The sequence below is a fragment of the Duganella sp. SG902 genome (assembly GCF_013376005.1).
GTDB lineage: Bacteria > Pseudomonadota > Gammaproteobacteria > Burkholderiales > Burkholderiaceae_D > Rugamonas.
The window spans coordinates 99077-122056 of the sequence record NZ_JABMJK010000003.1; the positions used below are offsets into that span (position 1 = coordinate 99077).

Below are 22980 nucleotides of genomic sequence, written 5' to 3' on the forward strand. Positions count from 1 at the left end.
AATTCCACCGCGCTGTGGAACTTCGAGGCTTTGCACCGCCGCAGATTAAGTCCATCAGCTTATATTGCACCAACCCTCGCCATTTGCTCTTTAAGCCGTCTGTCAACCTCCAACGGAAGTGGAGGAAGTCGGTTAGCAATCGTCGCAAGGTCCGCGATGAAATAACTGCGGACGCAGTCACAGAGGTAGATGAGCAATTGCGCTCCGGCCTCCGGGAATTGCACAACTAACTCATTTTTGCGCAACTCCAAGAGCAAGCTGCTGTGATCCAACACTACATGCGGTGCCTGAACCGCCAATGCCACTCCTTCGACAAAACTGTCGTCCAAATAAGCCAGCCAGTTCAACATTTTCTCGATTTCACCTTCGTCGAGCGGTGCATCTGTTCCATCCAAACGCAGCTCCCAGTACCGCTTCAGCCAGCGATCCCATAGCGCCCGTTTTGCCCCCGTCTCCATCGTGCGAAGGAAATTTCCAATGCAACCAGCGAATGTAACCCGATCATTAACGGCACCTAAGTGCATCAAATCGGGCAATAAGTTCTGCATGGGGTCGTCGGCATAGAACACGGCAATAGCAGCGTAGAATTCGATGAACCGACGTCGACGCGGCGCTTTATTCTTCATGCGGGACAGCGCCGCACGAAAACCCGGCAACATTTCTGCTGCCAGCGTCTGATTGAGTTGGCCCCAAGCCAAGAACCCATGCCAAGCTTGAGCGAACCTAGAAGAGTCTGAGTCCGTGAAAAGAGGTAACACTTGTTCTCTCGTCCATACATCGTCCATCCCAGAGAGAAAAGCAATTTGGCTTGCGAGCAAGGCACGTCCATAGCCTCCTTTAGGGCCCGGCTCGATTAGCACGCTCTCGAACCAACTCTTGTATGCGCTTGGTAGGAATCGTTCGTCGCCGGACTTTCCGTGCATTAGCACGGCGAGACTAGCCAGCCAGTATTCGACGATGATCCCGGAGGAACGGTTAATGGCTGTCGCCAGCCAGTCGGAAACTTGCTGGTCAGTTTCGTCATGCCGCTCCGATTGCCAAGTACCGAGAGCCACTTCGTTCGCTTTATCCAGAAGGTCAAGCGCGAAAGGCTTACCGCCATCTTTGACTAAGCCGACAAGCAGCCTGGCAATATCCGTACCGTGAGCCGCTTGGATCTCCAGCTTTCCAGCGATTGTAAGCAGCTCATGCCACTCGTCGGCAGTAAGTTCACTGTCATTGAAACCACGCAGCGCCGCCGCCAAAAGATCTGAGGAGTACGCACCTTTCGCTATCAATGCAACAATAAGGCCGAATGCCCACTGCGGGTTTCGTTTGCAAGCAGTGGTCACCGCCATTAATAAGCCAGACCGGCTTGGACCGAAAAGCCGCGCTCCCTCGTAGGTCAACAACTGGTCAAGCTGATCCTGCGCTGACTTGGCCAGCAGTTGCTCCGTCGGCCAAGGACTTTCATTACCGGCGTAACCAGTCATCCCACTGTAGTGCGTGAAATCCGGGTGTTCTTCAAGCTCCCATTCTGGATGCCGTTGCTTGATCGGTTCCAAAGCAGCTTGAGCGTAAATGCAGTCTGGACGAGCCTGCAAAAGCCAAGACAGCCATGCGAAGCGGGACCAATCCGTCATCTTCTCCGCAGACCAATCGACAGCCGCCGGCACCTTAATAGCAAGTACTGCATCAACCAGCGTTCGGCGCATATCGTCACTCGCTAGTGGATAACTGATTGCGGTTGCGCGGTACACCTCGTGGTGCTCCATTGTGCCCTCAAGACCCACGCGACGGAGTATCCAGTTTAAGCGTTCATCGGCGGACGTAGTGGTCCGTACTGTGCTCGCATGAACAGCGAGTCGTCGCAGCAGAGAGACCTCGACGTTGACGTTCTCGATCCACGCCTCAACAAACAATGGGTGACTCTCAACCATGTGCTCCAGCGCATCGCGCGCTGCGTCGATCAAGACGTCAATTGGTTCGGGGAAGCGATCCTGTTCGTGCCGCTCGATCGCCGAGCGGTGATAACTGTGTGGGTCCCAGCCATCCGATACCATGTCCCAAGTCGCCAGATCACGTTGGATATCTTCCAGTATTTTCGTTATTCCGGATAATAAAGGGAGCGCGATCACGGGCAAGTTCGGCTTGACGTGATCTGTCCATAGATCAGAGAGTAGATTCACATCACAACCGAGCACGCAGGCAGCCTCGAAGCGTCGATGCGGAGCCTCGTCCTCATCGACAATATTCCAATTGCTAGAGGTGGCAGTGAGGGTCGTTTCGTGCTGACACAGATACAAGAAAATTTTGAGGGTGAGCGTATTCTCTCCTGCATCCGCACATCTCTCGGCTAGCCAAACGAGGTTCGTGCGGTCTGTTGCTGGCGGGCGCGTTGCAAGCAGGATGGTTACCCACTTTGCCAGCACGCTCGCCTCTAATGGCACTTCTTTGTCTGTGCCGATCTGGAGCACGAATGCGCTCCACAGAGCAGTACTCAATCGCCCGCCGTGCAGCGCAATAAGTCTAAATACCTCATACGGCTGCTTCAGAGCGAAGTTGCTAACTAACCAATTCATCAGCATGCTTTCGCGTTCGCTTAATGCACCGGGACCGAACAGCGCATCGAAGTGATGCCGAGCATCGAACCAGCGAAGCCACTCGGCACCATTTGCCGCACGCAATAGGAAGCGCGTCGTATGCACCTCACGCAGTCCCTCTTCAATTTCATCAACTACTTCGTCATCGACTGGAGGGGCGCCTGTGCCTAGATCGGTCAGCCGCTGCCGCCAATCCAAGACGCCGCGCGAGGCCAATTCAACCAGTTTGTGCACCCCGTCCTCCAGCGCCTTGTAGCTATTGCCAGTTTCAGCCAACTCGAATCGGATCGGCGTGATGCCGAGGATTTTCCAGTTACCTTCTTTTTCGGTCAGGGCGAAGCGACCGACCACGCCGTCGGCGGGTAGCGCACGCGAAAGATAGTTCATGACTACGTCATCGTGGCTATAGCCGACAAACAGGACTGTGTATCGTCGGAACACTTCAACAAGAAAGCGTCGCGCCCAGCCTTCTGTCAAATAAGCCCGGCCGAAGTCAGCATCCGTAAGCACCAAGTCCGCTGGATGGGAAAGCGCACCGTGGACATGTATGATTCCGTTGAAGTCACTGCCCCGAGGGAGAGCGGGCGCTCTATAAAGGTCTGGTTCTTTCCCGAACGCTGCGATTGAAGCTGATTCAAAGTGAGAGTCGAAATTCGTCGTAACGATCCTGACGCGGTCGACTGTGCCAAATATCTTGAGAAGATCTTGATGAAGCTGTTTCGGCTGGCTTTCCGGCACGGATAACTGCTTTGCGGCGCGCTCATGCACTGGGATGCCTCGACCTTGTAAGTGCCCCAGAAAGCGGTCTAATGGTTCCCCTACTGCAACCCCAGTCCCATTAGCAATGCATTCGGCAAGCACTTGAAAGCTCGGTAGGTTCGACGGTGGGCCCATTGAAACCCCGGCACCAGCGAAGACGACAAGTGTTCCATTGCGCGCCGCGTCGAGTATCCGATTGTCGAAGTTGATTGAGCCTAATTTTGCCATGCTGAGTTCAGAGCGAGAAAACCGTAATGTGCCACTATAGCCTTCTTTGAGCACAGCGTAATATCGGATCGGCACGGTTTCGCTCGCAGACTTCTAATTGCTGCTGACTGGCCGCAGTTTTACTAGGTTAGACATGCATAGCGGCACCCCATACGTCCACGTGTCTCCCTGAGGAGCAGTCCACACAGCGTCAGGAAATGCCGGGAACGGTAGGGCCAAGTTACCAGCTACAGCTCGTACTGTGGTGAGCCGGGCTGCGGGGATGTCTGGCCGAATGGCGGCGTCATAACCATTCCCCCCGCAGTTAATGCACCTCCATCTCCATGGGGGTGTAATGACCAGGCTCCACGCAGGGCGTAATCAGGCCAAGGTCAACAAGACCTGCCGCGATATTGGCATCTTGGATGACCACTTCGCGCTGGCCGCTGACGGCTCAAACTCTTTAAGACCGGGATCGAACGGGAAATCAAAAGATAACGTGGGCATCGGTGGCCTCCGAAAACTGGAAGGTGGCCGCGCTCGCAACGTGATGAGCGGCCGGGAGTTTTACACGCAGGGGAATTGCAGGGTGGTTTGTGGGAACTGGCCGAAGGAACTCGCACGGTATATTGCGCCCGTGGCCTTTGATGGGCCACCTGATGGGTAAGATGTTGGCCTGACGGTATATTTGACGGTATAAGCCGCGCCAAAATGGCAAAGCTAAGGATTCATCAGTGTTCCAGGGTGGTTTTCGATTCCGGCCCGGGGCACCAGAACATAGAAAAAAGCACAGATTTCCCTGTGCTTTTTTTCGCCTTGACTGTTCTGTCCCCTGAATAATTAGCTCGCGCCTCATTTTCCATCATCGCGCCTCCAGACCTTCGCACTGGAACCTCTTGGTCATCCGCCGCCATGGTGCTCCGCGTTTTTTTGACTTGGCGCACAATGACCACTATCGCTCACGTCATCATGAACGCTCATTCCGGCAAAAGGCGCGATCATGTCCATTCCCTTTGACAGCCACAAGTACGCCAAGCGCCTGATGGCGGCCGGCTTGGCGCCCGCATTGGCCGATGTGCAGGCGGAGACCACCGGTGAGTTGATGAACGAACTGAGCCGGATTTCCAGCAAGCTGGAAGAGGTGGACATCCGGACCAACGCGAGGATCGATCAATTCCGAGTCGAACTGGAGGCAAAGATTGCGGAGAGCCGGGTTGAATTGGTACGTTGGGTGGTGGGCATCGCCATTGTGCAATCATCCTTGTTCACCGGTCTGATGTTGAAGTTGATGCCTTGATAAGATGCGATCATGTCCACGCCCTTCGACAGCCACAAATATGCCAAGCGCCTGATGGAGGCTGGCATGTCGCCGGCACTGGCAGACATTCAGGCGGAAACCACCGGCGAGATCATGAACGAGCTAAACCGTATCTCGAGCAAGCTGGAAGAGGTCGACGTCAAGAACAACGCGAAAATCGATCTGGTCGAGAATAAATTGAATACAAAAATCGATCAGGTCAAACTGGAACTGGAAGCGAAGATTGCAGAAAGCCGGGCCGAAGTCGTGCGTTGGGTGGTCGGCATCGCCATTCTGCAATCGTCGGTACTGACAGGCTTTATGCTGAAACTGCTGCATTAACAGCCGGCTTGATCAAATCCTCGCGCTTCACACCCAGCCACATGGCGACGGCGGCGGCCACGAATACGGACGAGTAAATACCGGGGGACAACGAATTGGAGTCGGGGAAATACATAAGAGTTAACCAAACCTGTCGACAATCCGCTTTCTGGGTCAGTGGCGAAGATTGCGACGCGATATGTGGAGCTGCTTGCGCGCCTGCTTCATTGCAAACTGGCGGCGATCGATTCCCCCTTGCCCGCTTTGGTCGATTTCTATAGAGGACTGGGTAACATTTGCTTACTCTAGAAACACTTTTTGCGTCACCGCATTCTTTCCCGAGCTCGTTATAGGAGCAAGCGCCACTGTTGGCGATATTCAGGAGAGAACAAATGGAAAACACCACCCGCACCCGTATTCATCCCATGATGGCTGTTGCCGCCGCTTCGGTGGCGCTGGTTAGCCTAGTTGGCGCCGCCTCGATCGCGGGCTTGCTGCCAAATTCGAACGCGAAGAATGCCCCGGTCGATACGCCTATCGCCGCCACCGCGCCCGAAACCGCCCCGGTCGCCGCGCCAGCCCCTGCGCCTGAACCACGCCGCGTGGTGGAGCATAAAACGGTGGTGCATCACGTCAACGCGCCGCAGCCTCAGCCGCAGCAACAGGTAGCGCAAGCGCCTGCTCCGGCGCCGGCTCCGGCCCCCGCTCCGCAGAACAGCGCGGTTGGCATCGGCATCGGCGCCGTGGTTGGTGGTTTGCTCGGCAATCAGGTAGGTAGCGGTAATGGCCGCAAGCTGGCGACCATCGCCGGCGCGGTTGGTGGCGGTTACGTCGGTAACGAGATCGCCAAGAAGAACCAGCAACAGCAGCAACAACCGCAGCAGTAACTCAGAAGGCGCGGGCGACGGTGAGGACGACGACGTGCCTCACGTCGCCACGGCTGCCGGTGGTTTTACCGTAGATGTCGGTGGTCGTGCCACCGCGCAGGCGCACCATATCGAGCGACACCTGCGCGCGCCATTCCTTGTAGGCGCTTGCCAGTCCCAACCGCGCCTCGACGCGGTTGGACTGCGCGTTATCGAGCGAATAGTAGTAACCGCCGTGCCAGAAAGCCTGCACCCGCGGCCCCAGCACCCAGCCGCCGTTCAACTCCCCATACAGCGAGCGCTCGCCCACGCCCAGATAGTCGGGCGAATAATGCAGCCGTCCGCTGAGGCTATCGCCGGCCAGTCCGACAAACAGTTCGCGGAAGCTCCAGCTTGAATTGTTCGGAAACGCGTAGGCCGACACGCCGGTCTCCCACGACACACCGGACGGCAGGCGCTGCGCATAGCCCGCGTAACCGGTCCACTGCGCGCTGCGATGCGTCTCCACCGCCAGTTGTCCCGTGACCACCTGTCCACCCGCGAACCAGCCGGTCGTGCCATCGTAATTGAGTGCCAGGCGTGCCGCCGGCTTGTCGTCGCTGAGCGAGATGCCGCGATACATGTAGTTGGAGACCAGGCCCGCGCTGCCGCTTAACTGTGCCCGTGCATCATGCGCCAGCAGCAACGGCAGGAGGCTCAGGGCGAGCGTGCGAATCGGTTGCTGGAACTGGGTTGGCACGCGCATGTACATTTTCCTGAAATACGGATGATGGTGGCACAGAGATCAACTCCCGTCAAAGGTGCGCTGCCTTCGTTGGACACGATGCCGTCCCGCAGGCGCGCCGCCGGCAGTTGCGGCTTGAGCTCCTCCAGCAGCGCCAGCATGCCCGAGATATGGGCGGCGGCGTACGAGGAGCCGGCCACCATGCCCCAGCGGCCGCCCGGCATGGTGGTGGGGATATCACGGCCCGGCGCCAGCAAGGCGTGCATGCCGGCGCGCGGCGGCGCGCCGTCCGAGGCCACCGCGAACACGCCTGGCACATTGGCCGGGAAGCCGCCGTCCGCACGCGCGGGATCGACCGCGCCCACCACGCGGACGCCGCGCACCTGCGCCGCCTCCACCAACTGCTGCAGCAATCTGTCCTGCGGTCCGGACAAGCTGAGGTTAATCACCTGCGCGCCGTTCGCCAGCGCGAAGTTCATCGCCTTGGCCAGCGTGAAGCTGTTGCAGCGCGTGGCGCCGCTGGCCTGCCAGCACGCGCGCAGGGCCAGCAGGCGCGCGTCCGGCGCCACGCCTTCGATGCCGACGCCATTGCCCGCCCTGGCGGCGATCACGCCCGCCACCGCGGTGCCGTGCAGCTCCGCCACGTATTTCTGGCCATCGACGAAGTTCTCTTCCAACGCCACCTGCCCCGCCAGGTCGGGGTGATTGCTCTCGATGCCGCTGTCCACCACGGCCACGGTCACCTTGCGTCCGGTGGCGGCCTTGCGCACTTCTTCCAGCTGCCACGGCCCGGCCGCTGGCTGGGTGCGATACAGCGGATCGCTGCCGCCTTGCGCCGCGAAGTCCTGGATCACCTGCGCCCATTCGATGCGGCGGTCGCGCGCCAGCGCTTCCAGCACCGGCGCCGCCGGCTGCCCGGCGCGCAGGCGCATGCGATAGCAGTCGATGTTCAGCACCGGCATGGCCCAGTCTTCAATCAGTTCCAGTTGATAGTCGGCCGCCACCGCGACGGCGATGCGCTTGCGCGCGCTGTGCCCCGCGTCCTCGCGGTAATCGAAGCTGCCGTAGTTATCGGGACGGAAGTGCGGCGCCGGCAGGTTGAACATGACGAGGATCTCGGCCGGCTCCGGCGCTTGCGGCGCCTCGGCCGCTGTCGCCGCGCGCGGCACGATGCGCGGCAGATCCAGCCCGTCCTGTGCCGGGGCAGCGCCACAGCACAGGAACAAGGCCAGCGCCAGCAGGCGCTTCATGGCTGGCCCGCCGCGGTCAGCGATTCGGCCAGTTCCACCGCCGGGTTGGCGCGCAAGGCGGACAGCAGTTCGGCGCGATGGCCGGCATCCACGTCCAGCATGTAGGCGCCGGTGACGGTGGGGCCGCCGATGATCTGCGCGCCGCTGGCTTGCAGCAGTTGTTGAACGTCCTGCAGGCGCGCATCGGCCTTGAAGACCACCAGCACGTCCGGCGTCGATGCGGCGCCGCGCCCCAGCGCCTGGTAGGCCGGCGGCGCCTCGCCGCCGTGCGGCAGCAGCTGCACCGCCAGCACCGCGATCACGCCCAGTTGCGCGGCGATCGCCCAGCCCTGCCAGCCGGTATCGCCCAGCCATGCGCGCAGGCGCGCCAGTGGCGTGGCGCGGTTGACGCGTGCGGCCGGTTGCTGCGGGACCGCGTCCAGTTGCGGCATCAGGCGCGCCAGCGCGCGCTCCGGGTCCAGCCCGGACGGCAGCGGCCCTTCCGTCACCAGCAGCTTGCGCTGCCATGACAGGTCTTCGCGGCAGGCGGCGCAGCCTTGCAGGTGCTCCTGCACGCGCAGCGCTTCGGCCTCGCCCAGCGAACCCGACGCATACCAGGGCAGCAAATCCTGCAGCGCCTGATGCTCGGTGTCGCTCATGCTCGTGTGGGTACTCATTGCATTTCTTCCATATGATCGGACAGCATGTCCTTCAACTTTTGACGCGCGTGGAACATGCGCGTTTTCACCGTGTTCACCGGGCAGCCCATGGTGTCGGCGATCTCCTGGTAGGCCATGCCATGATAATAGGTCAGGCTGACCACCATGCGCTGCTCCATCGGCAGCGCGTCGAGCGCGCGGCTGACGCCCCGCTGCAACTGGCGCGCCGCCAGCGCGTGCTCCGGCTCCGCGCCCGCCTCGCCCGGCTGGTCCTCCTGCGGCTCCAGCGGCACATCCAGTCCGCGCAGGGCCTTCAGCGCCTGCCGGTAGGCGATCGCGAAGATCCAGGTGGACAGCTTGCAGCTGCCGTCGAACGTGGCGGCCTTCTGCCACACCACCATCATGGTGTCGTTGATGATCTCCTCCACCAGCGGCACATTGCGGGTCATGCGGTCGAGGAAACGCGCCAGCCGCGAAAAATAGCTGCGATACAGCGCCTGAAAGGCAAGCCGGTCCCCGCCGCAGACCCGCCGCAGCAGCACATTCTCATCCAACTCGTCCGGCAACGCCATTCTTCCGCCCATCCGCATGCATTTTCTCCCCTGGTGCGGTAAATACGCGGTAGGAAAAAAAAGGTTCAAGCCCACGGCAAAAAATTAATTTCTCCAATTTTGAACCATCTTTGCCCGATTGGCTATTGACCGCAACAACATTAACAGATTGTTCAGCAACCGTGCTTGTCCCCTCCTTCTTCTGCGGCCCCGCCCTGCTTTCCCCGGACCCGGCCGCCGTGGCCCGCCTGCTGCTGGTGGCGCCGCTGCTGGAGGAATGGATTATCCGCGCGGGCGTGCACCACTGGCTGCTGCAGCGGGTGGCGCCGCTGCCCGCGCTGCTGCTCAGCGCCGTCGCCTTCAGCGCCCTGCACCTGGGCTCGGGCGTGGCGGCGGCGGCGCTGGTGTTCTGGCCCGGGCTGTTGTTCGGGGCGGCCTACCAGCGCTGGCGCGACTGGCGCGTGTGCGCGCTGATGCATGGTCTGTCGAATGCTTTTGCAATCACCTTTTGTGGATCCTAGTGACTGGAGAACCGATGAAACACCTACTCTCGACCCACCGCGGCGCGCAGCTTGCCGGTTTGTGGACCATGCTCGCGCTGGCCCACGGCGCGCACGCGGCCGACGCCCTGAATGGCAAAAGCCTGTACCTGAACGGACCGGTGTCCGGCGGCACGGCGTGCGCGTCCTGCCACGGCCCGACGCCGGCCAACAACGTCAACGGCATCCTGGCGGCGGCCAACAACCCCAGCGTCATCAGCGGCGCCTTCAGCGCCAACCGCGGCGGCATGGGTTCCCTGTACAACGGCAAATTCTCCGCCGCCGAACTGGCCGACCTGGCCGCCTTCATCGGCAATCCCAACGTGACGGCGGCGCCGGCCGCCTCGCTGGCGCCGGCCACCCTGGCGTTCGCCGGCACCACGGTCGGCCAGAACAGCGCCGCGCTCAGCACCACGCTGACCAATACCGGCAACGCCGCGCTGAACATCAGCGCCATCGCCGTGGGCGGCGCCAACGCCGGCGACTTCTCCATCACCGGCGGTAATTGCGGGGCCGGCTCCGCTGTCGCCGCTGGCGCCACCTGCAATGTGCAGCTCACCTTCCGCCCGACCGCGGCGGGCGCGCGCAGCGCGGCCCTGAACATCAGCCATAACGCCACTGGCGGCGGCAGCAGCGTGGCCCTGAGCGGCACCGGCAACGCCGTGGCCGCGGCCACCATCTCCGTCTCGGCCACCACGCTGAACTTTGGCGCGCTGGCGACCGGCGCGGCGTCGCCGGCACAGACCATCACCGTCAATAACGCCGGCCAGGCGCCGCTGACCTTCAGCGGCATCTCGCTGTCCGGCGCCAACGCCGCCATCTTCACCCTGGGCGGCAGCTGCGCCACCTCCGCGCCCGTGGCGGCGGGCGGCAGCTGCACCGTGACGGTGACGGCCACGCCAACCGCGGCCGGCGCCTTCGCGGCCAACCTGAACCTCGCCTCCAACGCCTCCAACGGCGCGGTCGCGATCGGCCTTGCCGGCAGCGCCAGCGCCCCGGCGCCTTCGCTGGCGGCCAACCCCAGCGTGGTGGCGTTCGGCTCCCAGACCGTGGGCGCCAGCGCCGCGCAGACCGTGTCCATCACCAACCGCGGCAACGTGCCGGTGACCTTCACCAGCGTCGCGGTGAGCGGCGCATCCAGCGTCACCATCGGCGGCGGAGCCTGCGCCGGCACGCTGGCGGTCGCGGCCAGCTGCAATGTGCCGCTGTCGTTCACCCCGACCAGCGAGGGCAACGTCAGCGCCACGCTGCTGCTGCGTTCCAACGCGCCGGACCTGTCGGTCGCCGTCACCGGCGCCGGCACCACGGCCGCCGTGGCGCGTCCGGTATTGTCGGACACCGCGCCCGTGGCCTTCACCGACACGCAAGTGGGCCAGCAGGCAGCCACGCACAGCGCCACGCTCACCAACAACGGCAACGCCGCGCTGAAGATCACGTCGCTGGTACTGGGCGGCAGCAACCCGGGCGACTTCGCGCTGGGCGGCAGCTGCGCGGTGGGCGGCACCGTCAGCCCTGGCGCCAATTGCACCATCGACTCCACCTTCAAGCCCACCACCGCCGGCGCCCGCAGCGCCGACCTGGTGCTGGTCACTGACGGCGGCGCGCAGTTCAGCGTGCGCCTGAGCGGCAACGGTCTGTCGGTGCCAACCACCACGCCTAGCCTGAGCACCAATCCCCAGTCGTTCGACTTTGGCAGCGCCACCGTCGGCGACACCGGTCCCGTCAAGCGCTTCACGCTGACCAATACCGGCAGCGCGCCGCTGACCATCACCGGCGCCACCTTCAGCGGTCCTTACGCGGCCGTCAACGACGCCACTTCCTGCGCCGCCTTCCCACTGACGCTGGCCGCCGGCGCCTCGTGCGAACTGCCGGTACGCTTCACGCCAACCACCGCCGGCAGCGCGGCCGGCAGCGTCGCCCTGCAAGGCGCCGGCGCCAGCTGGACCATCGCGCTGAGCGGCCAGGGCGCCGCCGCGGCGCCATCCGCTGGCGGTAGCCAGAACCGTGGCGGCGGCGGTTGCTCGTCCGTGAAAGACGGTAACGATCCGATGCTGGCCGTGCTGGTGGTGCTGGCCGCCGGTGTGCTGCTGTGGCGCCGCCGCAAGGCGCGCGCGGCGGCCGGCGCGGCGCTGGCCGCCGTGGCGGCATGCGGCGTGCTGTCGCTGCCGGCGCCCGCATCGGCGCTGGAAACCGGCAAACCCGCCCCCGCCTTCAACCTGAATGGCCTGGATGGCGCGGTCAAGCTGGATCAGTACAAGGGCAAGCTGGTGTACGTCGACTTCTGGGCCTCGTGGTGCGGTCCGTGCCGCCAGTCCTTCCCGTGGATGAACGAGATGCAGGCGCGCTACGGCAACCAGGGCTTGCAGATCGTCGGCATCAACGTCGACGCCAAGTCGGAGGACGCGCGCAACTTCCTGGCCGCCACGCCGGCCAGCTTCGTGATCGCCTTCGATCCTAACGGCAGCGCGCCGCGCACCTACGGCATCAAGGGCATGCCTAGCAGTGTGCTGATCGGCCCTGACGGCAAGGTGCTGTATGAGCACAGCGGCTTCCGTCCGGCCGACCGCGAGGCGCTGGAAAGCCGCATCAAGGCCGCGCTGGGAGCGTCCAAATGAGGGCCCGCGTCGTGATCGCGCTGTGCGCCGCCATGGCCGGCCTGTCCGGCTGTGCGCTGCCGCCGGTGCAGCCATGGGAAAAAGGCCAGCTGGCGCGCCCGGACATGCTGTTGCAGGGCGACGCCCTGGGCGCCCGCTTCAATGAACACATCTACGCCAGCAAGGAGGCCGCCTCCGGCGGCAGCGCCGTTGGCGGCGGCGGCTGCGGCTGCAACTGACAAGGAACACCATGGATAAAGACAAACAGCCATCCGTAGGACAAGCACTGCTGGCGGCGGCCATGCTGCTGCCGGGCCTCGCCCACGCCGAGGCGGCGCCGGAGCGCGGCGCCATCAGCGTCAAATACCTGTACTACAAGGAGGACCAACCGGACCTGGACCGCGTGCAGGTGCACGCGCCGTCGGTGTCGGTGATGGCGCCGATCGCCGGCGAATGGACGGTCGCCGCCAGCGCCACCATGGACGATGTCTCGGGCGCGTCGCCGCGCTTTCACACGGCGGTATCCGGCGCCTCGCGCATGGACGACCTGCGCAAGGCCGGCGACGTCACCGTCACGCGCTATCTGCCGCACGGCACGGTGAGCATGGGCGCGGCCTTCTCCACCGAACATGACTACCGTTCGCGCGCGCTGTCGCTGCAAGCCACCTTTGACAGCGAAGACAAGAACACCACGTGGGCGCTGGGGCTGGGCGGTTCGGATGACGCCATCAACCCGGTCAACCGCATGGTGCTGAACGAGGGCCGCCAGACCGTCAGCGTACTGGCCGGTGTGACGCGCGTGTTCACCCCGGTCGACGTCGGCCAGCTGACGTACACCCACAGCGGCGGGCATGGCTACTACTCCGACCCGTACAAGTTCCCCGACAACCGGCCGCGCAAGCGCGACCAGGACACGCTGCTGGCGCAATGGAACCATCGCTTTGTCGACGCCGACGCCACCAGCCGCCTGAGCTACCGCTACTACCGCGACAGCTTCGGCGTCAGCGCGCATACGCTGTCGGGCGAATGGGTGCAATCGCTGGCCAACGGATGGACCTTGACGCCGAACCTGCGCCTGTACTCGCAGCGCGCCGCAGACTTCTACTTCGATCCGGTGTACGACGCCAAACTGGGCGCGCCGTTCCCGCCTGGTTATGCGTTCGGCAGTTCGGCCTTCGTTTCGGCGGACCAGCGGCTGTCCGCGTTCGGCGCTGTGACCGCGGGCCTGAAGGTGACCAAGCAGATCGACCGCGACTGGAGCGTGGACCTGAAGGTGGAACGCTACGAGCAACGCGGCGCCTGGCGCGTGTTCGGCAACGGCAGCCCGGGACTGGAGCCGATGCGCGCCACCAGCCTGCAGGTCGGCTTCACGCGGCTATGGTAGAAGACATCTACACCGTCTCCTTCACCGCCATGGGCAGCCGCTGCGAGGTAAGAATCGCGGCGGCCGACGCGGCGGCGGCGCGGCACATCGCCACGCAGGCCATCGACGAGGTGCGCCGCATCGAGCAGAAGTATTCGCGCTATCGCAGCGACAGCATCGTCAGCCGCATCAACGCGGCGGCGGGGCTGGGCGCGGTGGATTGTGACGGTGAGACGGCGGCCCTGCTGGCCTATGCGGACGCATTGCATGACAACAGCGAGGGCCGCTTCGACATCACCTCCGGCGTGCTGCGCAAGGCCTGGGATTTCCGCGGCGGCGCGCTGCCGCGTCCCGGGGCGCTGGAAGCGCTGCTGCCGCTGGTCGGCTGGAGCAAGGTGGTGCGCGACGAGAGCTCGGTCTTCCTGCCGCAGCTTGGCATGGAGCTCGACTTCGGCGGCTTTGGCAAGGAGTATGCCGTGGACCGCGCGGCGGAACTGCTGGCGGTGCTGGGGGTCGATCACGGTTACGTGAACCTCGGCGGCGACATGCGCTTTCTCGGCCCGCGCCCGGATGGCAAGCCATGGGACATCGGCATCCAGGACCCGCGCGACATGTCGGCCACGGTGGCCAGCATTCCGATAGGGCGCGGGGCCCTGGCCACCAGTGGCGATTACGAACGATTTATTGAAGTGGATGGCCGGCGCTATTGCCATGTGCTGGACCCGCGCAGTGGCATGCCGGTGTCCTACTGGCGCTCGGTCAGCGTGGTGGGGCCGCTGGCGATCACCGCGGGCAGTTGCACCACCACCGCCATGCTGCTGGAACAGGACGGCATCGATTTTCTCGACCGTTCCGGCGTGAGTTACCTGGCCATCGATCACGAGGGCCGTATTTTTCGGAGAACATGATGAAGTCCATTTTCAAATGGCTATGCGCGCTGGTGATGGCCGCATGGCTGCCATCCGCGCTGGCGGATGATTTCCTGCCGCCCGAACAGGCGTTTGTGCTCAAGGCTGAACTGCGCGACGCGCAAACCGTGGCCCTGCGCTGGAGCATGCCGCCGGGCTATCACCTGTACCGCGAGCGCTTGTCCTTCACCGGTCCCGGCGTCGCGCAACCGCAGCTACCGGACGGGAAACGCAAGTTCGACGAGAACTTCGGCAAGGAGATGGAGACCTATTACGGCACGCTGGAATTGCAGGTGCCGGTGAGCGGCAAGGCGCCGTTCGACCTGACCGTCGGCTACCAGGGCTGCGCGGACGCGGGCCTGTGCTATCCGCCGGTGGCGCTGACCTACACCATCAATCCAACGGTGCCGGGCGTGCTGGCGGCGAAGACGGCGCTTGATGCTCCGGCCACCACCGCGACCGCAGCGCCTGCGGCATCAGTGGCACCGGCTGCATCGCCCACGCCGGCCGCAGCGGAGGATGACACCTCGCTGGCCCAGCGCACGCTGCAAAGCGGCAGCGCATGGCGCATCGGCGGCGCCTTCCTGGTGTTCGGCCTGCTGCTGTCCTTCACGCCGTGCGTGCTGCCGATGGTGCCCATTCTGTCCTCGATCATCGTTGGCGAAGGCAGCGTCACACGCAAACGCGGCCTGCTGCTGGCCGGCGCCTACAGCATCGGCATGGCGCTGGTCTACACCGCGCTGGGCGTGGCCGCCGGCTTGGCCGGCGAGGGCCTGGCCGGCGCGCTGCAAAAGCCCTGGGTACTGCTGACCTTTGGCGCCCTGTTGTTCGCGCTGGCGCTGTCGATGTTCGACGTCTACCAGCTGCAACTGCCTAGCGCCCTGCAAAGCCGCCTGACCGAATCGAGCGGCCGCCAGAGCGGCGGCAAGATGATCGGCGTGTTCGTCATGGGCGCGCTGTCCGCGCTCATCGTCGGCCCTTGCGTGGCGGGCCCGCTGGCCGGCGCCCTGCTCTACATCAGCCAAACCGGCAACGCCGTCACCGGCGGCTGGGCATTGTTCTCGATGGCCACCGGCATGAGCGTGCCGCTGCTGTTGACCGGCCTCTCGGCCGGCAGCCTGCTGCCGCGCGCCGGCGCGTGGATGAACAACGTGAAAAAGGTCTTCGGCCTGCTGCTGATCGCGGTGGCGATCTGGATGATCAGCCCTGTCCTGCCGGTGACCGCCAACATGGCGCTGTGGGGCGCGTTCGCCATCCTGTGCGCGGTATTCCTGCGCATCGGCGACAGCCTGCCGCAAGGCGCCGGCATCGGCGCCTACGCCGGCAAGGCGCTGGGCGTGGTGATGCTGCTCGGCGGCCTGTTTGAACTGGTGGGCGCGGCCAGCTCCGGCACCGACGTGCTGCAACCGCTGGCCCACCTGCGCGCGGGCGGCACGGCGGGCGGCGCGGCCAGCGCGCAGGCGGCCGCGCATGAAGGCCCGCGCTTCACGCGCATCCGCACTGTGGAGGAACTGGACAAGATGCTGGCCTCCACCACCAAGCCGGTCATGCTGGACTTCTACGCCGACTGGTGCGTGGCCTGCAAGGAGATGGAACGCATGACCTTCTCCGAAGGCCGCGTGGCCGCGGCCATGCAGGACATGCAACTGCTGCAGGTGGACGTCACCGCCAACAACGCCGACGACCGCGCGCTAATGAAGCGCTTCCAGCTGTTCGGCCCGCCGGGCATCATCATGTTCGACGCCCGTGGCAAGGAAGTGCCGCAGGCGCGCGTGATCGGCTTCATGCCGCCGGAATCGTTCGTGCGCCAGCTACAGCGCACTAGCGAACAAAGCTAGGCCGCTTGGGCGAGTAGACGAAATCCGGCACCAGGTAGCGCATCGCCATCGCGTCATCGCGCGCGGTGGTGGCGACTTTCTTGTAGAGCGCATGCGCGGCCTGGATGCGATCCATATCCGGCTCGATGCCCAGGCCCGGTTTTTGCGGCACCTGCACCGCGCCGCCGACGATTTGCAGCGGCTCGCGCGTCAGGCGCTCCTGCCCCTCCTGCCAGATCCAGTGCGTATCGATGGCCGTGATCCGGCCCGGCGCCGCGGCGGCGGCGTGCGTGAACATCGCCAGCGACACGTCGAAGTGGTTGTTGGAGTGCGAGCCCCAGGTCAGCCCCCACTGCTCGCACAACTGCGCCAGCCGCACCGAACCCTGCATGGTCCAGAAATGCGGATCGGCCAGCGGAATATCGACGGCGCCCAGCAGATGCGAGTGCGCCATCTGGCGCCAGTCGGTGGCCACCATGTTGGTGGCGGTTGGGATGCCGGTGGCGCGGCGGAACTCGGCCATGATCTCGCGGCCCGAGTAACCGTTCTCCGGGCCGCACGGATCTTCCGCGTAGGCCAGCACGTCGCCCCGGCCCTTGCACAATGCGATCGCCTCGCGCAGAGACCAGGCGCCGTTCGGATCCAGCGTCACGCGTGAATCGGGGAAGCGCCGCTTGATCGCGGCGACCGCCTCCATCTCTTCCTCCCCGCGCATCACGCCGCCTTTCAGCTTGAAATCCCGGAAGCCGTATTTTTCCACCGTGGCCTCGGCCAGCTCCACGATGGCGGCCGGCGTCATCGCCTCCTGATGGCGGCGCCCATACCAGCCGCTGGCGCCGTCGCCGCTCAGGTAAGGCAGGTCGGTGTGGCGGCGGTCGCCGATGTAGAACAGGTAGGCCAGCATCGGCACGCTGTCGCGCTGCTGTCCGGCGCCCAGCAATTCGCACACCGGCACGCCCAGGTGCTGGCCCAGCAAATCGAGCAGCGCCGCTTCCACCGCCGTCACCACGTTCTCCAGCCGCAGATTGATTTCGTGCGGCTGCTTCAGCACCTCAGCCTCCGCCGCCGACGTCACCTGGTATTGCTGGCCGGCCGAGTCCTGGCCGGCGATGGCCGCGCGCAGCGCGTTCAGCGTAAGGTTGTAACGGCCGATCTGGGTGCCCACCACCAGTGGCACGGCGCGCTCCAGCGCCGCCAGGATGCCGGCGCCGCCGGGAACCTCACCCATGCCGGTATGACCGGCGCTGTCGGTCAGCAGCACCAGGTTGCGCGTGAAGAACGGCGCGTGCGCGCCGCACAGGTTCAGCAACATGCTGTCGTATCCCGCCACCGGGATGACCTGCATTGCGGTGATTACAGGGCTTACATTGGTCACAGCGTTATCCTAAAAAAAAACCGCCCCGGCGGGGGCGGGTAAAGGCCCCGCTGGAGAACAGGGGCCAGACGATCAAATCGTTCAGAACTTGGCGCGCAGACCGAGCGAGTAGGTGCGGCCCGGCGAGTACTGCGAGAAGTTCGCATTACTGAACTGGAAGTACGTGCGGCGCGAGTCGTTATTCAGATTGACGATGTCGAAGCTGAGAGTCGGCCAGCCGTCCTTGTCGAACACTTCACCCAAGTCGATGCTCGACGAGAAGTCCAGCTGCTTGTAGTTGTCCGAGAACAGCGCGGCGTTGGTGATGCCGTTCTGGTTCGCGCCGGCGGCCTGGCTACCCTTGGAGAAGGTGTGCGACAGACGCGCCATGTAGCCGTGGTTCTCGTAGTAGACCGAGAAGTTGTTGGTACGCTTAGGCACGCCCAGCGCCACGAAGCCATTCGAACCTTCGCCGCTGGCACGCTGCGTGATGAAGGTCGCGGTTTCGTTGATGCCGAAGCCGCGGATCGGCAGGATCTTGTCCAGCGGTTGCACCCAGCCCAGTTCCAGGCCGCGGATGCGCAGGTCGCCGTCGGCGTTGCGGGCACGGGTCAGCACCACGGTCGCCACGTCAGGACCGCCACGCGAGTTGATCGCGGTCTGCTGGTTCGGCGTCAGCGTGTTGTAGTTGATGCCGTACGCGGCCAGCGAGCTGAATGGCTGGGTGATGTTCTCGTTGATGGTGAAGCCATCCACCGTCTTCTGGAAACCGGTCAGGCTGACGTAGCCTTCGCGGCCGGTGTACCAGTCGATGCCGATGTCGATGTTATCCGACAGGTAGGGTTTCAGGGCCGGATTGCCGACCGAACCCACGTCCGCCGATACCGACGAGAAGTTCACGCCGGGACGCAGCGCGTTCGGATCGGCGCGGGTCATGCTGCGCGAAATGGCGGCGCGGGCGATCACGTCGCTGCGCAGGTTGATCGCCAGCGTACCCGATGGCAGCGTGTTGCTGTAGGTCGTATCCAGGTAAACCCACTGGTCGATGTTCGGATACTTGCTGCCGTTGAGCGTGAGCGTGGCGTTGCGTGGATCGCTGATCGAGTTGAGCGAGCCCACCGACTGGCGGGTGCGCACATAACGCACACCGGCGTTGTAGCGGGCCGGGAAGCCTGCCAGTTCGGTCTTGCCGTTGGCCTCGAAATACAGGCCGGTGGTTTTCTCGCCGATGAAGCCCGAGCTGGCGCCAGTCGACGACGAGCCGCTGGCCGGCGCGTTGTCGTAGTACTGCTGGTACTTCGAATCGGCGGCGAAGCGGTCCCACGCGATGATCGGCTTGCCGTAAGGGCCAGGCACGATGTAGCTGGCCAGCGCCGATTGCGGAATCAGCGAGCCGCCATAGGTCAGCGACGTGGTGGCGCCGGCGGTGTAGCCGGTGCCGTAGCCCGGATACAGCGCGGCGGCGCTGGCGCCCGGCGTCGATGCGCCGTTGCACGGCGGCGCGCCGTTGGGGCCGAGCAGGAACACGCTCGGGTTGTTGCCGCACACCGCGGCCTGCCATGCGGCCGAGTTGTCGGTCGCGCGGATGCGGCGCTGGATGTCGTCATAGGCGACGCCGCCCTTCAGGTTGAACTTGTCGTCGCCCCAGGTCAGGTCGCTGTGGAAGCCTTTGGTCTCGGTGGTGCGGAATTCGTTCTGCACGTTGACGCGGCCGGTGTTCCACACATAGCTGGCCGGGTTGTTCAGGTCCGTGGTGGCCACCACCGACGGGATGCCGCCGTTGTTGTTGTTGAAGGTGACGGTGTTGCCGCTGTTCGGCGGCGTGATCACGTACACGGTCGGCGCTTCGTGGGTGAAGTTACTCTTGGTGTAGTTGAGCTGCGCGTCCAGTTTCAGGGTCGGGGTGATCTTCCACTCCATGCCAGGGTTGATGCCCTTCATGTCGACCTGATCGTGGCGGTAGCCGTGCTCGAAGAAGTTCTGGGTGTTGGCGAAGGTGCCGCCGGTGACGGTGCAGCCGTCGCTGCAATCGCTCTTGTCGACCGTCATGTTCAGCGGGATCATGGCGCCGTTGCGGACCGACCAGTCGTAGTCCATGCGCGTCATCTTGTCATCGCGCTTGCTGTAGACGGTGTCCAGGTAGAAGTGCAGGTTTTCGGTCGGACGGTATTCGGCGCTGAAGATGGCCGAACCCTTGTCCTTGGTGCCGAAATAGTCCATGGTGCGCCCCAGGCGCGGCACGATGGCGTTGTCGATCTGCTGGATGGTCAGGCCCGGGTTGTGCGCCAGCAGCCACGCCTGGTCGATCACCTCGCCGGTGACCAGGCCATTGCCCGCGCCGGCCGGCACCGTGGCCGGGATGGTGAAGTTGCCGCCGCCGGTGTTGTTGCGGTTGGCGGCGGGATTCTGCGCCGCCGACAGGTTGGCGTTGGTGTAGCCCACGGTTTCCCAACCGGTGGTGTGCACCTGCTGGCGCGACAGGCTGACGCCGCCGAGGATACCCCAGTTGCCGAAGGTCTGGCTGGCCAGGAAGGAGCCGCGGCCGCCGGTCTTGTTGGCGATCTGCTGGTTGGTGGCGGTGACGCTGGCCGAGATGGTGCGGCCTTCCTTGTCGAACGGACGCGCGCTGCGCAGGTTGACCACGCCGGCCGCGCCGCCCTCGATCATCTCGGCGGTGGGGCTCTTGCTGACGGTCAGCTTGGTGAACAGGTCGGTCGGCAGCAGGTCGAGGTCGACCTCGCGGTTGGTGTTGGCGCCGTCGATCGGGCCGGACGAGGCGACCGCGATCGGCGCGCCGTTCAGCAGGATCTTGGTGAAGCTGGAGCCCAGGCCGCGAATCTGGATGGTCGAGCCTTCGCCGGTGATGTCGCGCGAGACGCCCACGCCCGGGATGCGGCTCAGCGATTCGGCGATGTTCTTGTCCGGGAATTTACCGAAGTCCTCGGAGTTGATCGAGTCCTGGAAGCCGACGGCTTCCTTCTTGTCCTTGGCCGACGACAGCAAGCTGTTACGGTAGCCATTGACCTGCACCACGGTCATCGGCGCGGCGTCTGCCTGCGCGGCCGGGGCCGGGGCGGTGTCTTGTGCGTATGATTGCGCTATCAAACCTGCCATGACGGTCAGGCCGAACGCCACTTGCCGGCGCGCTTGCCGACCTTTCTGTTGTTTCACTTGCATTTACAGTCTCCTTCGGCGCATCGCCGTGGTTATTGTTATAAGTCACGCAACAGAAACATAAAATGGTTGCGCGATCATTTGAGTGTAAAAGCGTTGAAAAGTTATTGTCAACAGAAATTACACAGAAAATGTTATGCGCAACCATTTTGCTATGGCCGCAGGGAGAGCGGGTGTGGCGCGATTGATACGCCAGCGGCGGACGCATGTCGTTCCGGCGAAAGCCGGAACCCATAGACCGCCGAGCCGGTCTTAACGCATGCGTTCCATGGATTCCGGCCTACGCCGGAATGACGGTTCAACGGTTCAGTACTTGGCGGGCACGTTCCGCGCCGGGGTGGCGCGATTGATACGCCAGCGGCAGGACACCTGTCGTTCCGGCGAAGGCCGGAACCCATAGACCGCCGAGCCAGTCTTAACGCATGCGTTCCATGGATTCCGGCCTACGCCGGAATGACGGTTCAACGGTTCAGTACTTCGCCGCGCCGCTCGGGGTGGCGGACTTGATGAAAGCGCGCAGATCGTCGTTGGCCGTGGCCAGGTCCTCCGAGCGCAGATACATCATGTGACCGCTGCGGTAGCCGGCAAAGCTCAGGCGGTCCTTCATCTTGCCGCTCGGGTCGAGCTGCCACATGGTGTACTTGGCGTCGAAATAGGTGCAGGCGCCGTCGTAGTAGCCGGACTGGATGAACACCTTCAGATACGGATTGGCCGCCATCGCCAGCCGCAGGTTCTCGCCGGTCTTCTCGTTCTTGAAGTCCCACGGATGCACATCGCCAAACAGGTTGTACTTGATGTCGGTCTTGTAGCCGAGGTCATTGCGCAGGTACTGGTTGATGGCCGGCGTGAACGAATGCAGCCACGAAGTCAGCTCGGCGTTGTAATCCACCTTGTCGCCGGAATCGGTCTTGTCGATGCCGAGGTAGCGCGAGTCGAGGCGGCCGATGGTCTTGCCCTGCTTGCGCAGCAGCTCTTTCCAGAACTGCTCCGGTTGCACCGCCAGGTTGTTCTGCACCACGTACTCCACCGACAGGCCGGAATAGCGCGCCACCTTGGCGGCGATCTGCGCCTTCTTCTGCGCGTCGATGAAGCCGCCCCTGGCCAGCGCCGGCAGCAGTTCGTCGGTGGTGAAGGCTTCCACTTCCGGCAGCACGTCCTTCAAGTCCTTGGCTTGTAGGTCGGCCGGCAGCACCTTCTGATACCAGGCGGTAGCCGCGTAGTACGGCAGCTTGAGCGCATCGTCGATCGCGCCTTCGCGCTTCAGGCCAAGCTCCGTCGGCGACACCAGCACCACGCCGTTCAGGTACATCCACTGGGCGTTCTGCAGCTCCAGCGCCAAGCCGGCCACGCGCGAGGTACCGTAGCTTTCCCCGATCAGGTATTTGGGCGAAGTCCAGCGGCCCTCACGCGAGACGAAGGTGCTGACCCACTCGGCCAGGTACTGGATGTCCGCGTTCACGCCGAAAAAGCGCGCGCGGTCGGCCTTGCCGTCCAGGATGCGCGAGAAGCCGGTGTTGACCGGATCGATGTACACGATATCGGCCACGTCGAGGATGGAATGCGGATTGTCCCTCACGCCGTAAGGCTGGATCGGATAGCCTTCCGCGTCCAGGTTGAGGACCTTGGGACCGGTGTAGGCGATGTGCATCCACACCGAGGCCGAGCCGGGGCCGCCGTTAAACGAGATCACCAGCGGGCGCTTGCCCTTGTCGCTCACGTCGCTGCGCTGGTAGTACGTGTAGAACAGCGACGCCGACACCTTGCCGTCCTTGTCCCACACCGGCTGCGTGCCGGCCGTGACCTTGTACGGCACCACCTTGCCCTTGATGGTGACCTGGCCGCTCTTGCTGACCTGTGAATCGGCCTTGAGCAGGCGCTCGCTGGCCTGCAGTTCGGCGGCGCGTTCTTTGCTCAGGGCGGGCGCCTTGTCGGCGTCTTGTGCGTAGGCGGCTGCGCTTATGGCCAGCAGCACTGCAAGGGCAAGCTTGGATTTCATGGCATCTCTCAAGGTTGAAAGAGCCTATGTTAGTGACGAA

General features: G+C 63.9%; 18 protein-coding genes. 10 read left to right on the forward strand and 8 right to left on the reverse strand.

The window, feature by feature from the left end; all coding sequences use genetic code 11:
- Positions 1-59: 59 nt before the first annotated feature.
- Entirely contained in the window at positions 60-3644 is a 3585-nt protein-coding gene (locus tag FHW83_RS07145; RefSeq protein WP_176645681.1) for a DUF4020 domain-containing protein, read from the reverse strand.
- A 259-nt stretch (positions 3645-3903) separates the two neighbouring features.
- Between FHW83_RS07145 and FHW83_RS07150 the strand changes: the two genes are divergently transcribed.
- The 4 genes from FHW83_RS07150 to FHW83_RS07165 all read left to right on the forward strand — a co-directional run bounded on the left by FHW83_RS07150 (position 3904) and on the right by FHW83_RS07165 (position 6053).
- Positions 3904-4215: a hypothetical protein gene (locus FHW83_RS07150; protein WP_176645682.1), complete on the forward strand. Its 312-nt coding sequence runs from the start codon at positions 3904-3906 to the stop codon at positions 4213-4215.
- Between the two features lie 333 nt (positions 4216-4548).
- A complete protein-coding gene (locus tag FHW83_RS07155; RefSeq protein ID WP_176645683.1) occupies positions 4549-4845 on the forward strand; it encodes a hypothetical protein in 297 nt (98 codons plus the stop codon).
- Between the two features lie 12 nt (positions 4846-4857).
- Entirely contained in the window at positions 4858-5187 is a 330-nt protein-coding gene (locus FHW83_RS07160) for a hypothetical protein (RefSeq protein ID WP_176645684.1), read from the forward strand.
- Positions 5188-5558: 371 nt separating this feature from the next.
- The gene (locus tag FHW83_RS07165; RefSeq protein ID WP_176645685.1) at positions 5559-6053 is read left to right on the forward strand and encodes a glycine zipper 2TM domain-containing protein; all 495 of its coding nucleotides are present in this window, start codon (positions 5559-5561) and stop codon (positions 6051-6053) included.
- Position 6054: 1 nt separating this feature from the next.
- On the opposite strand, the gene FHW83_RS07170 is transcribed toward FHW83_RS07165, so the two are convergent.
- From FHW83_RS07170 to FHW83_RS07185, 4 genes are read right to left on the reverse strand one after another with little or no spacing between them, the layout of a single operon-like run.
- On the reverse strand, positions 6055-6717 hold the full coding sequence (locus FHW83_RS07170) for a TorF family putative porin (RefSeq protein ID WP_176645686.1): 663 nt from the start codon (positions 6715-6717) through the stop codon (positions 6055-6057).
- Between the two features lie 11 nt (positions 6718-6728).
- Positions 6729-8006, reverse strand: a complete 1278-nt coding sequence (locus FHW83_RS07175; protein WP_176645687.1) for a S8 family serine peptidase — start codon at positions 8004-8006, stop codon at positions 6729-6731.
- Positions 8003-8662 (reverse strand): zf-HC2 domain-containing protein, encoded by a 660-nt coding sequence (locus FHW83_RS07180; RefSeq protein WP_176645688.1) that lies wholly within the window; start codon positions 8660-8662, stop codon positions 8003-8005. Before FHW83_RS07180 ends, FHW83_RS07175 begins: the two co-directional genes overlap by 4 nt.
- A complete protein-coding gene (locus tag FHW83_RS07185) occupies positions 8659-9216 on the reverse strand; it encodes an RNA polymerase sigma factor (RefSeq protein ID WP_229224072.1) in 558 nt (185 codons plus the stop codon). Before FHW83_RS07185 ends, FHW83_RS07180 begins: the two co-directional genes overlap by 4 nt.
- Before the next feature lie 161 nt (positions 9217-9377).
- Here FHW83_RS07185 and mrtJ point away from each other — a divergent pair, with 161 nt between their 5' ends.
- From mrtJ to dsbD, 6 genes are read left to right on the forward strand one after another with little or no spacing between them, the layout of a single operon-like run.
- Positions 9378-9716: a JDVT-CTERM system glutamic-type intramembrane protease gene (mrtJ, locus tag FHW83_RS07190; protein ID WP_176645689.1), complete on the forward strand. Its 339-nt coding sequence runs from the start codon at positions 9378-9380 to the stop codon at positions 9714-9716.
- Between the two features lie 14 nt (positions 9717-9730).
- Positions 9731-12349 carry a choice-of-anchor D domain-containing protein gene (locus FHW83_RS07195; protein WP_308936739.1) on the forward strand — a complete coding sequence of 873 codons (2619 nt, stop codon included), beginning with the start codon at positions 9731-9733 and terminating at the stop codon, positions 12347-12349.
- Positions 12346-12567: a DUF4266 domain-containing protein gene (locus FHW83_RS07200; protein ID WP_176645690.1), complete on the forward strand. Its 222-nt coding sequence runs from the start codon at positions 12346-12348 to the stop codon at positions 12565-12567. The genes FHW83_RS07195 and FHW83_RS07200 overlap by 4 nt, the downstream gene beginning before the upstream one ends.
- An 11-nt stretch (positions 12568-12578) precedes the next feature.
- Positions 12579-13712: a DUF3570 domain-containing protein gene (locus FHW83_RS07205; protein WP_176645691.1), complete on the forward strand. Its 1134-nt coding sequence runs from the start codon at positions 12579-12581 to the stop codon at positions 13710-13712.
- Positions 13706-14599, forward strand: coding sequence for an FAD:protein FMN transferase (locus FHW83_RS07210; protein WP_176645692.1), 894 nt, complete (start codon positions 13706-13708; stop codon positions 14597-14599). The genes FHW83_RS07205 and FHW83_RS07210 overlap by 7 nt, the downstream gene beginning before the upstream one ends.
- Complete coding sequence (gene dsbD, locus FHW83_RS07215) at positions 14596-16437, forward strand: protein-disulfide reductase DsbD (protein ID WP_176645693.1); 1842 nt, start codon at positions 14596-14598, stop codon at positions 16435-16437. The genes FHW83_RS07210 and dsbD overlap by 4 nt, the downstream gene beginning before the upstream one ends.
- Here dsbD and FHW83_RS07220 read toward each other — a convergent pair.
- The 3 genes from FHW83_RS07220 to FHW83_RS07230 all read right to left on the reverse strand — a co-directional run bounded on the left by FHW83_RS07220 (position 16421) and on the right by FHW83_RS07230 (position 22940).
- The gene (locus FHW83_RS07220) at positions 16421-17761 is read right to left on the reverse strand and encodes an enolase C-terminal domain-like protein (protein WP_176646066.1); all 1341 of its coding nucleotides are present in this window, start codon (positions 17759-17761) and stop codon (positions 16421-16423) included. The genes dsbD and FHW83_RS07220 overlap by 17 nt on opposite strands.
- 111 nt (positions 17762-17872) lie before the next feature.
- A complete protein-coding gene (locus FHW83_RS07225; protein ID WP_176645694.1) occupies positions 17873-20947 on the reverse strand; it encodes a TonB-dependent receptor in 3075 nt (1024 codons plus the stop codon).
- 466 nt (positions 20948-21413) lie between these two features.
- Positions 21414-22940 carry a S10 family peptidase gene (locus FHW83_RS07230; RefSeq protein WP_176645695.1) on the reverse strand — a complete coding sequence of 509 codons (1527 nt, stop codon included), beginning with the start codon at positions 22938-22940 and terminating at the stop codon, positions 21414-21416.
- Positions 22941-22980 lie beyond the last annotated feature (40 nt).

Coding starts and splice junctions, on each gene's coding strand:
- FHW83_RS07150 (WP_176645682.1), top strand. CDS start 3,904: ATGACCAGGCTCCACGCAGGGCGTAATCAGGCCAAGGTCAACAAGACC.
- FHW83_RS07155 (WP_176645683.1), top strand. CDS start 4,549: ATGTCCATTCCCTTTGACAGCCACAAGTACGCCAAGCGCCTGATGGCG.
- FHW83_RS07160 (WP_176645684.1), top strand. CDS start 4,858: ATGTCCACGCCCTTCGACAGCCACAAATATGCCAAGCGCCTGATGGAG.
- FHW83_RS07165 (WP_176645685.1), top strand. CDS start 5,559: ATGGAAAACACCACCCGCACCCGTATTCATCCCATGATGGCTGTTGCC.
- FHW83_RS07175 (WP_176645687.1), bottom strand. CDS start 8,006: ATGAAGCGCCTGCTGGCGCTGGCCTTGTTCCTGTGCTGTGGCGCTGCC.
- FHW83_RS07180 (WP_176645688.1), bottom strand. CDS start 8,662: ATGAGTACCCACACGAGCATGAGCGACACCGAGCATCAGGCGCTGCAG.
- FHW83_RS07185 (WP_229224072.1), bottom strand. CDS start 9,216: ATGGCGTTGCCGGACGAGTTGGATGAGAATGTGCTGCTGCGGCGGGTC.
- FHW83_RS07195 (WP_308936739.1), top strand. CDS start 9,731: ATGAAACACCTACTCTCGACCCACCGCGGCGCGCAGCTTGCCGGTTTG.
- FHW83_RS07200 (WP_176645690.1), top strand. CDS start 12,346: ATGAGGGCCCGCGTCGTGATCGCGCTGTGCGCCGCCATGGCCGGCCTG.
- FHW83_RS07205 (WP_176645691.1), top strand. CDS start 12,579: ATGGATAAAGACAAACAGCCATCCGTAGGACAAGCACTGCTGGCGGCG.
- FHW83_RS07210 (WP_176645692.1), top strand. CDS start 13,706: ATGGTAGAAGACATCTACACCGTCTCCTTCACCGCCATGGGCAGCCGC.
- dsbD (WP_176645693.1), top strand. CDS start 14,596: ATGATGAAGTCCATTTTCAAATGGCTATGCGCGCTGGTGATGGCCGCA.
- FHW83_RS07220 (WP_176646066.1), bottom strand. CDS start 17,761: ATGCAGGTCATCCCGGTGGCGGGATACGACAGCATGTTGCTGAACCTG.
- FHW83_RS07225 (WP_176645694.1), bottom strand. CDS start 20,947: ATGCAAGTGAAACAACAGAAAGGTCGGCAAGCGCGCCGGCAAGTGGCG.
- FHW83_RS07230 (WP_176645695.1), bottom strand. CDS start 22,940: ATGAAATCCAAGCTTGCCCTTGCAGTGCTGCTGGCCATAAGCGCAGCC.